Annotated in this window: 8 protein-coding genes and 2 pseudogenes; 1 reads left to right on the top strand and 9 read right to left on the bottom strand. The window is 34.1% G+C overall.

Going from position 1 to position 12,418, the window contains the following annotated elements:
* Window position 1: 1 nt before the first annotated feature.
* The 6 genes from P5P87_RS06255 to P5P87_RS06230 form a co-directional block, all read right to left on the bottom strand.
* Window positions 2–802 (bottom strand): SusC/RagA family TonB-linked outer membrane protein, encoded by an 801-nt coding sequence (locus P5P87_RS06255; protein WP_278021957.1) that lies wholly within the window; start codon window positions 800–802, stop codon window positions 2–4.
* Window positions 792–3,362 (bottom strand): SusC/RagA family TonB-linked outer membrane protein, encoded by a 2,571-nt coding sequence (locus P5P87_RS06250; protein WP_278021956.1) that lies wholly within the window; start codon window positions 3,360–3,362, stop codon window positions 792–794. The genes P5P87_RS06255 and P5P87_RS06250 overlap by 11 nt, the downstream gene beginning before the upstream one ends.
* Window positions 3,363–3,372: 10 nt before the next feature.
* Window positions 3,373–4,476, bottom strand: a complete 1,104-nt coding sequence (locus P5P87_RS06245) for a FecR family protein (protein WP_278021955.1) — start codon at window positions 4,474–4,476, stop codon at window positions 3,373–3,375.
* A gap of 67 nt (window positions 4,477–4,543) precedes the next feature.
* On the bottom strand, window positions 4,544–5,143 hold the full coding sequence (locus P5P87_RS06240) for an RNA polymerase sigma-70 factor (RefSeq protein WP_278021954.1): 600 nt from the start codon (window positions 5,141–5,143) through the stop codon (window positions 4,544–4,546).
* A gap of 226 nt (window positions 5,144–5,369) precedes the next feature.
* Window positions 5,370–5,987 carry a hypothetical protein gene (locus P5P87_RS06235; RefSeq protein WP_198855983.1) on the bottom strand — a complete coding sequence of 206 codons (618 nt, stop codon included), beginning with the start codon at window positions 5,985–5,987 and terminating at the stop codon, window positions 5,370–5,372.
* A 203-nt stretch (window positions 5,988–6,190) separates the two neighbouring features.
* The gene (locus P5P87_RS06230; RefSeq protein ID WP_278021953.1) at window positions 6,191–6,622 is read right to left on the bottom strand and encodes a DUF1810 domain-containing protein; all 432 of its coding nucleotides are present in this window, start codon (window positions 6,620–6,622) and stop codon (window positions 6,191–6,193) included.
* A gap of 361 nt (window positions 6,623–6,983) precedes the next feature.
* On the opposite strand from P5P87_RS06230, the gene P5P87_RS06225 reads away from it, so the two are divergent.
* Window positions 6,984–7,733, top strand: coding sequence for a dihydrodipicolinate reductase C-terminal domain-containing protein (locus P5P87_RS06225; RefSeq protein WP_278021952.1), 750 nt, complete (start codon window positions 6,984–6,986; stop codon window positions 7,731–7,733).
* Window positions 7,734–7,948: 215 nt separating this feature from the next.
* On the opposite strand, the gene P5P87_RS06220 is transcribed toward P5P87_RS06225, so the two are convergent.
* From P5P87_RS06220 to P5P87_RS06210, 3 genes and pseudogenes are all read right to left on the bottom strand, one after another.
* Window positions 7,949–8,695, bottom strand: coding sequence for a succinate dehydrogenase/fumarate reductase iron-sulfur subunit (locus P5P87_RS06220; protein ID WP_278021951.1), 747 nt, complete (start codon window positions 8,693–8,695; stop codon window positions 7,949–7,951).
* An 89-nt stretch (window positions 8,696–8,784) separates the two neighbouring features.
* Window positions 8,785–10,694: pseudogene (locus tag P5P87_RS06215) on the bottom strand (fumarate reductase/succinate dehydrogenase flavoprotein subunit).
* Window positions 10,695–10,982: 288 nt separating this feature from the next.
* Window positions 10,983–12,261, bottom strand: a pseudogene (locus tag P5P87_RS06210) (acetyl-CoA C-acetyltransferase).
* Window positions 12,262–12,418: the final 157 nt, after the last annotated feature.

Here is a 12,418-nt window from a genome sequence, read left to right as displayed (position 1 = left end):
CTTAAAATTTAGCATTAACTCCTAGCGAAATTGTTCTAGCTTGCGGATAAATATAATTGTACTCACGTACTCCGTTCATTCCTTTTGGGCTCTTTTCTTTGTACCAATACGCCACATTTGTAGCATCTGCAAAAACAGAAAGAGCATCTAGAAAAGTATTTTTTAGCGGTACATTATAACTTAAATTAATATTGCTGATTCTGATATATGTAGCATCATAAACATACTTGCTTAAATTGGGAAGAATAGGCGAAAGGGTTACAGCTGACTGCGAAACATTATCTCCAGGGTTTCTCCAATAATCGTAAGCATTTACAGAAAGATTTCTGTTTGTTGTTACATTATATTGATCGATAAGAATGCTTGAAGCTAGTAAATCACCACCAATTTGATAATCACCTCTAACAGATAAAGTAAGATTGTTATAGAAAGTAAAAGTGTTATAAAAACCTCCATAAGCATCTGCTGTTTTGTCTCCAATAGGTTCCCAGTCTGCAACGGTATATAGTTCGCCGTAGGTTTTAGCATCGTAAATTTTACCGTTTTTTTCGACAAGATCTCTACCTGTTGCAGGATCTACGCCGGCCCATTTAATTCCCCATAATGTTGTTGTGCTGTAACCTACCTTCTGTGCCATTGCAATATTGGCCTGAGAATAATCGCTTCCTAAACTTTTTAAATGAGTTACTTTATTACTTATTGTAGAAATATTAAATGCCGTTGTCCATCTAAAAGCGTTGCTTTTTATCCATTTAATTCTTGTAGTAAGTTCAAAACCTTTATTGTACATACTAGCGAGCATTTAATTGAATAGAATTATAACCGTTTTCTGTAGGAATGTCTCTCGCAACAATTAAATTGCTTTTATCATCATAATAATATTCTAATGTTAATTCTACTCTTTTAAAAACATTAAAATCAAATCCTGCATTGAATTTTGTGTTTTTTTCCCAGCTTAATTTGCCATTTGGCGAAGCTCCAGTAGTTGCTCCAATAGAACCATTGTATTCGTTTTGGCTTATATTATAAAGACCTTTAGATCTATACGAACCAATTTTAGAGTTTCCGGTTGTACCGTAGCTGGCTTTTAATTTAAAAAAATCAATCCAAGAGTTAGATTTTAGAAAATTTTCATTGCTAATAATCCATCCAGCACCAAAACCTCCATTATGAGCCACATCAGTATCATCTCCAAAGACAGAACTCTGGTCGCGACGGTAATTGGCCAATAAAAAATAACGTTTTTTGTAGTTATAATTTATCTGAGAGAATAAAGAAACTCTAGAGTTATAGCTAATTTCGCTTTTGTAAGTTTGACCGCCTTTAGATTCGTCTGCTGGTGTATCTGGATTGTCATCTCTTATGGCATCTGTAACATTATGAATCTGTTCAGGATTTAAGAAACCTACTCCAGATTTGAAATTAAAATCAGCTTTATCTTCTGCAAGTTCAAAACCAACTACACCATCAATTTCATTGCTTTCGTTTAATTTTTTATTAAATAAAGCTTGTCCTTGCCAGTTCCATTTAGTAGAATTTCGCTGATTTATAACACGTCGTCCCCAAGCTGGGTAGGTAATTTTATCCAAAACAAAAGTTCCGTTAAACTGTCCACTTTCATTTGTCGCAGAAAAGTAGCGATCTTGGTCTTTATCAGTATAATCCATACCAAAAAGAGTAGAAAATTTAATGTTGTCATTAAGTTTATAAGATACATTGAAGCTTCCTAAGAGACCAAAAGTTTGCGCTTCGTTTTTATTTTGCTCAATAGCAGCTAGAGGATTTCCTCTGGTTGCGCCGCTTACACCCAAATCAGCATAAGAACCATCGGCATTATAAACTGCGAGAGTAGGAAGATAAGCGAAATTATAAAAGATATTTGGTGCATCTTTTTGTACAAAACTAGGATTAAGCATTAAATTAATATCCCATTTACCAGAGCTGTAACCTAAATTAATTCCTGCGTTTAATTGTTTTGTTTCGTTTCCAATTTGCGGTTCATCGATTTTTGTATAACTAACATTAGTGCGGTATGAAAATTTAGATGTCGAACCCGAAACATTAAAATTGTATTTGTTATAAATACCTGATCTATTTAATATATTAAACCAATCTGTATTTATTCCGTTATAAGAAACAGGAACATAACCAGGAGTGGTATTTTTCATATATTCATTTCGCAGTTCAGTATATTGTTCTCCGTTTAAGTATTTAATTTGATTAACGGCAGAAGAAACTCCAAGCTGATTTGAAAAGCCAAATTGTGTTTTTCCTTTTTTACCCTTTTTAGTTGTAATTAAAATGACTCCGTTTGCTCCATCGGCACCATAAATACCTACAGCAGCGGCATCTTTTAGAACAGATATGGTTTCGATATTTTCTGGAGCAATTTTCATTAAAGGATTAGCTAGGTTTTCTGAAAAATCGCCGCTTCCGTTAAACAAGTCGCTATCAATAGCATATTCTTCGCTCATTACAACACCATCAACAATAATAAGCGGTTGCGATGAAGTTCCAGAAATTGCTCCGCTTAAAGAAGATAATGTACCCTGACCACGAATATTAATTTTTACAGGACCGCCAATACCAGAAGTGTTTTCTACCATAACTCCAGCGATTTGTCCCGTGATCATTTTGTCAAAACTTTCAGAAGCTTGCTCCACCGCAATATCTTTGGCTTGCAAAGTCGAAATGCTTCCAACAATTTCTTCTTTTAATTTAGTAGTTCCGTATGAAGAAGTAATAATAACTTGCTCCAATTCGTCTGTAACTTCTTGAAGATAAAAGACAAATTCTTTTTTGTAGCCAGCAATTTGCGATTGCGATTCCATTCCTAAATAAGCAACTTCAAGAATTTGTTCTTTAATGTTATCGCCTTTTAGTTCATAAGCAAATTTTCCGTTTGCATCAGTTATTGCGCCCATTCCAGTTCCGTTTACACGAATAGTGGCACCAGGAAGAGGCTGTCTGTCTTTTGCGCTGTAAACCGTTCCTTTAATAATGCGTTCTGTTTCCTGAACAGCAGATTTAGATCTGTCAACAGGAGCAGCGTTGGTTAATAAAACTTGCTTTTTCTGAATGTAGTACGAGATATCTGTGCCTTTAAGTAGTTTCTTTAAAGCAACTTCCAAAGTAGCATCATTAACATCTAAATCAGCCAGCTGCTCGGTGTCTATTTTTTTTGCATTATAAATGATTCTAAAATCACTTTGTTCCTCAATAGATTTGATAATTAGGCTTATAGGTTTGTTTTTTACGTGAATATTGATGAGTTTATTCTGAGAAAATCCTTTAAATCCAGATATGAGAATAGCTAAGAAAAACAGAATTTTTCTTAAAACGGGTTGTATCGTAAATGTCATGTTTGTTTATTTATCGCGGATTGGTGATTGTAATGGTTTTTTGTTGAATAGAATAATTAAAAGGCGTGTCACGTTTTAGCAGGTCTAAAATGTTCTCGACACTAGATTCGCTGATTTTAATCGTACCCGTAAAATTCTGTTTGGCCAAATCAGAATTTTCGTTGATAATTTCAACATCATAAGTACGCTGAATAATTTTAGCGATTGTAGAAAATGGAGTGTCTTTAAAAGCAAGTTCGCCTTTTGTCCAGGCAGCGTAAAAGGATGGATCGACTTCTTTTAAGACCAATTTTTTAGAATTATTTTGCCATGTAGCCATTTGGTTTGGCTCTAGCAAAATAGCATTAGAAGGATTAACAGCTTCAGACATTCGAATGCTTCCTTCAATTAATGTACTATTAACTGTAGGGTTTTCAGGATAAGCGCTCACATTAAATGTTGTCCCGAGAACTTCGATGTCTGCCTGATTTGCATGAACAATGAACGGATGCATTTTGTCTTTGGCAACTTCAAAAAATGCTTCACCAGTTAAGTAAACATTTCTATTTCCGTTTAAGCCAAATTGCTCCGGATAGCGTAAAGTTGTTCCAGAATTTAAACTCACAACGGTACCATCTGAAAGTTTAAGTTTGAAACGTTTTCCGTACGGAATTGAAAGCGTATTATAAATTACTTTATGATCCTGAACTTTGCCAAAGTAAACAATCTCGGTCGGAAATTTTTTGGCAATCAAATCGCCTTTGTCATTTAAAAGAGTAGTCTGGTTTTTTCCTGAGAAATATTCCAGACGGCCGTCGCCCAATTCTAGAACAATTTCTTTTGGAGTTTCTGGCTGACCATTAAATAAATAAATAGTCGTACCCAAACCTAGAAATACTAAAAATACTGCGAGATATTGTAAATACTGTCTGATTTTGTTTTTCGGTTTCATTTGAATGACCGGAATAGTTTCAATTGTTAAATTGGAAGAAAGTGTGCTTAATGCCCAAATTTTCTTAGTCTTTAAAAATTGCTGTTTGTTTTCTTCAGATGCTTCAATCCAATCAAAAAGTGCCTGAACTTCTTGTTCTGAAGCTTCGTTAGAAAGGTATTTATTTATTATTTCCGATGTCATATATGCTTTTTAAAACTTCTCGCCATTATAAGTACACCTCAGAATTAAAATACCCTACCTTTTATTCTTAATTATTATAAATAAGGATAAAAATCAAGAACAAATAATCAGATAATTTGGTTTTTAAAATCTTTAAAGCCTTTGTCATATGGGCTTCAACAGCTTTTAAAGAAACTCCCAACTCTTCGGCGATTTCTGCATTTTTTTTATTCTCGAAACGTTTTTTGATGAAAACTTCTCGAGTTTTAGGAGGCAATTCGCTGATAGATTCCTGAATTATTCGTTCTAATTCGGTTAATTCTAAAGTGTCGAACTGAATCGAATTTAAAACTTCGATATCCAATTCTCTTTCTTTGTGGTTTAAGAGGTCATTTTTGAATTTATCCTTCACTTTATTATGACGAATTAAATTCAAGCATTTTGATTTGGCATAAGTAAATAAGAAAGCTTGAATTCCGTTAACAGATTCTACGTTTTCTTTATTTTGCCATAGATGTAGTAAGGCTTCCTGAGCAAGATTTTCAGCTTCGTCTTGATCATAAATAAACTGAATGCTGAAAGACTGGATTCTTCTAAAATATTTGTCGTAAAAAAACTTAAATGCAGTTTCGTCGCCTTCCTTAAAGGAAAGAAAAAGATCTAATTCGAAACGGGCATTATTGTTCATTAAATGAAATTTACTTTGAAAAAAGCAATAGAGGGTAAGTTTAAAGAATTACTCAATTTTGCTCAGAAAGCAGCAAATATAAAAGTTTATTTATATTAATTCTAAATAAAATAAAATTATTAGTCGTTTCTAGAAAAATTATTCAGAATAGGTTTAGAAAGAGATTCTTTTTGATGAAAACTTTCAAAAAAAAAACTCCCAATTATAACGATTGGGAGTTCTTAGTTTAATTTAGAATTACACATACTCTTTGAGATAAATGCCTTGCTAGTTCAGGAATATTATTGTCTGAGACAATGTACGGAATGAGTTTTCTCTTCTCGATGATTTTTTCTTTTGAATAAACGAGATTAAAATATTCTTTAGGTTCATTAATATTTTCTTCCGTTTTAGGAATCTCCTCGTAATAGTAAAGCGATTTTTTTAACGAAGGATATTTTTTTAAAAGATAATCGTTTGCAGTATGTCCACCTTCCTTATTTAAATCTTCACGTAAAATTCCTGTTACCGTAACTTTTTTGATATTGCGTTTAAAACTTCTATAAGTCTCCCTTGGCATTGAAAAATCAGAAGATTTGTTAGTTCCTTTTTCAGATAATTTGCGAACTATCGAAAAACGTACATAATCGCCATTTATTTCGGTGACTTTAAAAACAAAATATTTTTTTGCTGTTCCACTATTTCCATTTTCATCTCTTTGTTTGCTAAAAACAAAACTTCCTAGTTTTAGTTTATGCTCTGGAGTTTCCATAGCTTCTTTCCATAGATAAGGTTTATAAACCGTTTCTCTGAATACATAAATTGCAAGGACTAATAAAATGCTTATAAAAAGTAGTTTTTTCATTAATTTTAATTTGTGCAAATATTGTTTTGTTGAGATTTTTCTAAAAATTTGGCCAAAAATAGTAAAATGGCAGTTTATTTTACATTAAAGTTTGTTAAGTTTTTTAAAATGAGTTTTATCCAAAAAGAAAGACACTAAAGCCTTGTTAAAAAGGTCTTTACAGACTTATTTATCTTATTTGTCAATTCTATATTTCTAAAATTTTAAAGATTGCTATATAATAGTCGCAGCGTATGAAAATCAGATGAACCATCGAAATATTTATGCAGGACTTCCTGAAAAATTGGTTCGCTGTTTTGAACACTTGCAAACAAAGTCATACACGATTGAAGTTTTTCTATATCAATACTTTCGAAAATATCAGCAACATTTTCTTCTTTTTTGACAAGTTCTGAGGTAATTTCTACAAGATGTTTTCCTAGAATTGGATGCTCAAGAAAGGCAATTGCTTCATCAGCATTTTTGATTTCGTAAAATTTAGAAGTATCACTCGAACCCATTCCTTTTATCTGAGGAAAAATAAACCACATCCAAGGAGATTCTTTTTTGCCATTTTTGATTTCGTCCAGAGCTGTTAAATACAATTTGTTTTGAGCATCAAGAAAACGAAGTAATCCATTGTTATTGTAAGCCATTATTTACGATATTAATTTGGGGATATCAGGTCATAAATCTAGTTAAAATATGTTTACTTGTATATCATCAAATCTTTTTTTAAAGTCATTTTTTAACATTTTAAATAGAATAATTTAAAAGAACGTTTAAGAGTATTATATGACGCTTAGATCTTGTATTAACAAATGAAATCGTACTAATAACTATTTTTATTGTTATAAAATGAAGATTTTGTTGGTTATTCTGTTATGATTTCCCTATTTTTATGAACAGGCGGTTCTAAAACCGCCTTAAAAAATTAAAATTAGGATTGATATTGGCCACTTTACAATATCAATATTTTCAACCGGGCACGCTTCGCCCATAAAAAAATAAATGCTTATGAAAATAGGATTAATCGGATTCGGAAAAACTGGAAAATCAGTAGCTTCAATACTATTAGAAAATAAAAAATTCAGCCTTGAATGGGTTTTAAGACAAAGCAATGTTTTGGAACACAGATCGGTTCCTGAGTTTTTTGGAATCCAGTCAGATGAACCCGGATTAATCTATTCTAGTTCTCATACCTCTGTTGAAGAATTATTAGAAAAACATCCGGTAGATGTAATTATCGATTTTTCTTCTAACGAAGGAATTTATACTTATGGAGAAACAGCAACAAAATATAAAGTAAAAATTATTTCGGCAATTTCCCATTACAAGGAAAAAGAACTAAAATTACTCAAGAAACTATCAGATAAAACAACAGTATTTTGGTCACCAAATATTACGTTGGGAGTTAACTATTTATTGTTTGCGGCTGAAATTTTTAAAGAAAATTGCTCCTGGGTTGATATTGAAGTAAACGAAGAGCATTTTAAAGCCAAAGAAGGAACATCTGGAACAGCAGTAAAAATTGCTGAAGCACTTGATGTCGATAAAGAAAATATAAACGTTGTTAGGGCAGGAGGAATAGTTGGTAAACACGAGGTTATTTTTGGTTTTCCTTTTCAAACCGTACGTTTAATACATGAATCGATTTCGAGAGAAGCCTTCGGAAACGGAGTCATTTTTGTAGCTGAAAATCTAAAAGGAAAAGAAAAAGGGCTTTATAATTTTGAAGATATCTTGACACCTTATTTTACGGTTTAAGTTTGTTTTTTGCCGCTAAGACACAAAGGCACTAGGTTTTTTTAATCTCGCAAAGTTTTTTATTGAAAATAGTTGAATCGCTATTTGTCTTCCTGAGCGAAGTCGAAGGATAAGCGCAATGTATTTAAAGTATTTTTTAATCTCGCAAAGACGCAAAGTTTTAAAACTTAAAAAAGAAAAACTTTGCGTCTTTGCGTCTTTGTGGCAAAAAAAACTTATTTCCTAAAAGTCAAAGCCTTCATATATTCTAAATTCATTTTAGCAATTGAAAGCACCGAAATTCCCTGCGGACATTCGATTTCGCAGGCTCTCGTATCAGAACAAGCTCCAAAACCTTCTTCATCCATTTGTTTTACCATCGAAACTGCACGTGTTTGGGCTTCTAATTTTCCTTGGGGCAAAAGCGCTAAGTGCGTTATTTTAGCACCAACAAACAAAGCGGCGCTCGCATTTTTGCACGAAGCGACACAAGCTCCGCACCCAATACAGGCAGCAGCATCAAAAGCGGCTTCTGCAGTTTCGTATGAAATTGGAATACTGTTTGCTTCTGGCGCCTGACCCGTAGCAGCGCCAATAAAACCTCCCGAAGCAATGATAGAATCAAATGCTTTTCGGTCAATTTTTAAATCACGTAGAACAGGGAATGCTTTTGCACGAAATGGTTCGATATAAATAGTATCTCCATCGTTAAAACTTCTCATATGAAGCTGACAGGTTGTAGTATTTTTTAAAGGACCATGAGCGCGTCCGTTTATCATTACACCGCATTGCCCACAGATTCCTTCACGGCAGTCGTGATCAAATTCAATAACACGTTCACCTTGCTGGATAAGCGATTCATTCAAAAGATCTAGCATTTCTAGAAACGACATATGTTCAGATACTCCATCAATTTCATAATCTGTCATCTCTCCTTTAGTTGAAGAATTAAACTGGCGCCATATTTTTAGATAAAGTTTCATATATAATTGTTAATTATGAATTGTTAATTATGAATGAGTATTGTGAATTAATAATTTACAATTAACAATTCACAATTAATATTCACCATTTATTTATAGCTTCTAACTGCAAGTTCTACCGATTCAAAGGTTAAAGGTTCTTTGTGGAGTTCGGGTTCGTTATTTAAACCTTTCCATTCCCAAGCCGATACGTAACAGAATTCTTTGTCATTACGAACAGCTTCACCATCAGCAGTTTGATATTCTTCTCTAAAGTGCGCACCGCAGGATTCTTCACGCTGTAAGGCATCGTAACACATTAATTCGGCTAATTCTATATAATCGGCAATTCGACCTGCTTTTTCTAGTTCGCTGTTTAAAGTATTATCTCCAGTGATTCTGAGATCTTTTTCAAACGAAGCTTTCAGTTCTCGAATTTCGATTAAGGCTTCTTCCAATTTTTTCTGCTTCGCGAAAGACCACATTTTTCGTATAGAAGACGTCCGATTTTTTTATGGAAATAATCTGCTGAAAGTGTTCCGTTTGTATGTAAAAAGCGATCCAATTGTCTTCTCACTACTTTCTCCGCTTCTTCAAATGCAGGATGCGAAATATCAGATTTCGGTAAATTCAATTCGCCAGCCAAATAATTCGGAATCGTATATGGGGCAATAAAATAGCCGTCTACACAAGCCTGAAGCAGCGAATTGGCACCGAGACGATTAGCGCCATGATCGGCAAAATTAGCTTCGCCTAAGGCGAACAAACCAGGAATTGTAGTCATAAGCTCATAATCAACCCAAAGTCCGCCCATAGTAAAATGCGCCGATGGTGAAATCAGCATTGGTTCTTTATAAGCGTTTATGCCTGTGATCTTTTCGTACATCGCAAAAAGATTGCTGTATTTGGCTTCGATTTTATCTTTTCCCTGCGCTTTAATGGCATCCGAGAAATCGAGATAAATCGCATTTTTCATAGGTCCAACACCATGACCAGCATCAATTCTTTCTTTTGTCGCTCTTGAAGAAATATCTCTTGGCGCTAGATTTCCAAATGAAGGATAACGGCGTTCTAAGTAATAATCGCGTTCTTCTTCGGGAATGGCATTTGCAGTTCGTTGATCTGCGGCTTTTTTAGGAACCCAGATACGTCCGTCATTTCGAAGCGATTCCGACATTAAAGTCAATTTAGATTGGTTTTCACCATGTTGTGGAAGTGAAGTAGGGTGAAACTGAATCCAACTTACACCAGCCATGAAAGCTCCTTTTTTATGCGCCCTCCAAAGTGCAGAGCTATTGCAACCCATTGCCAATGTAGACAAATAATATACTTTTCCGTAACCTCCAGAAGCCAAAACTACGGCATCAGCGGCATGACGTTCTAAAATTCCAGTTTCGAGATTTCGAGCGATTATTCCTTTGGCTTTGCCATCGATAACAACGAGTTCAAGCATTTCATGACGGGTATACAAATCAACTTTTCCTAAAGATACCTGACGTTCTAAGGCTTGATAAGCGCCCAATAAAAGCTGTTGTCCGGTTTGGCCTCTGGCATAAAAAGTTCGAGAAACCTGAACACCTCCAAAAGATCTATTGTTTAAATATCCCGCATATTCTCTTGCAAAAGGAACCCCTTGTGCAACTGCATGGTCAATAAGATGAGCAGAACATTCGGCTAAACGATAAACATTGGCTTCACGAGATCTAAAATCGCCACCTTTTATAGTATCATAAAACATTCTATAAGTGCTATCGCCATCATTTTTGTAGTTTTTGGCAGCATTTACTCCGCCTTGAGCGGCAACAGAATGCGCGCGTCGTGGAGAATCCTGAAAGCAGAAAGATTTAATATTATATCCTTGTTCAGCAAGAGAAGCCGCGCACGAAGCGCCCGCAAGACCTGTTCCGACTACTATAATATTTAGTTTTTTTCGGTTTGCGGGATTGACTAATTTGGCTTTAGACTTGTAAAGACTCCATTTATCAGCAAGAGGACCTTCGGGTATTTTTGATTCCATCATTTTTAGTGGTTTAAAATGAATTGATACAAAAGCTTAAATAGAAAACTAAATTTAGTATAAAATATTGATATTTAGCTGTTTTTGTATGAATATATTTAAATAAAAAATGGATTTTAAGTACAGTTACATGTTTACATTTTTCACGCAGATTAAAAAGATTTAAGCTGATTATTGCAGATTCTAATAAAAAAATCTGCTGAATCTGCTAAATCTGTGAGCAAAAATTACTCCTGCAGATTTAGTAGATTCAGCAGATTTATAAAATTGAATTGAAATATTTTTAAAAAATTATTTTTCGATTATCATGGTAACTCCTTGACCGCCTGCAGCACAAATAGAAATTAAGCCTCTTCCTGAACCTTTTTCGTTCAATAATTTGGCCATTACGCCAATAATTCTTCCGCCAGTTGCGGCAAATGGGTGAGCGGCTGCTAAGTCGCTTCCTTTTACGTTCAATTTATTTTGATCTATTGCGCCTAACGTTTTCTTTAAGCCAATTTCGGCACTTAATTCAGGACTTTCCCAAATTTTTAAAGTTGCTAAAGTCTGAGCGACAAAAGCTTCGTGAATTTCGTAATAATCAAAATCTTGCAGGTTTAATTCCGCTTTTTCTAACATTCTTGAAGCTGCAAATAAAGGTGCCAATAGTAGATTCTGTTGATTTTTAACGTATTCAATTGCTCGCAATTTCTGCAAAAGTTATGTAAGCTAAAATAGGAAGTCCTTGCTCTTTTGCCCATTCTTCGTTAGCGAGAAGAATGCAAGAAGCTCCATCTGTTAAAGGTGTTGAATTTCCGGCGGTCAAAGTACCATTTATTTTATCAAAGGCTGGTCTTAATTTCGCTAATTTTTCAATTGTACTGTCTCTTCTAAGATTATTGTCTTTATCCAATCCGTTGAAAGGTGTAATCATATCATCAAAAAAGCCTTCATCATAAGCTTTTGCCATATTCAAATGACTTCTTAAAGCAAACTCATCTTGGTCTTCACGCGAAATTTTATAATATTTTGCTGTAATCTCAGTATGTCCGCCCATAGAGAGTCCAGTTTGCGATTCCTCATTTTTAGGAACCAATGGACTAAGATCTTTTGGACGAAGTTTTAAAAACGTTTTGATTTTCTCACCCAAAGACTTTGCTTGTCTGGCTTCTAACAATATTTTTCTAAGTTTTTCGCTTACAGCAATCGGCATATCACTGATGGAATCTACACCTCCAGCAATTCCAGAATCAATTTGTCCAAGCGCAATTTTATTGGCAATATAAATAGCACTTTCAATTCCGGTATCGCAAGCCTGCTGCAAATCACATGCAGGTGTTGCAGGATCTAGACTGGTTTGCATGACGCATTCTCGAATCAAATTGTTGTCATAAGTATGTTTAATTACTGCACCTCCCGCAACTTCGCCTAATAATTTTCCTTTTAGATTGTATTTATCAATAAGACCATTGAGTGCAGCGGTCATCATTTCTTTATTTCCCACATTAGAATAGGCTGTATTAGCTCTTGCAAAAGGAATTCTGTTATAGCCTACAATGGCAACTTTTCTTATTGTATTTGATTTCATATCAGGAAGTTATTTGTTTTTGGTTTTGAAATTTCGAAATATAAAGATAGAAATAGATTTTGGTTTCCTTCTTAATGCAGATTAAGATTATCAGGAAATAACTGAGAATTAGAGTTTATAGAATTATTTCTACTGATCTACTTTATTTTGTTGTATT

Source organism: Flavobacterium ginsengisoli, assembly GCF_029625315.1.
GTDB lineage: Bacteria > Bacteroidota > Bacteroidia > Flavobacteriales > Flavobacteriaceae > Flavobacterium > Flavobacterium ginsengisoli.
Note: the sequence above shows the minus strand (reverse complement) of the source record. Positions and strands in the feature narration are given on the sequence as shown.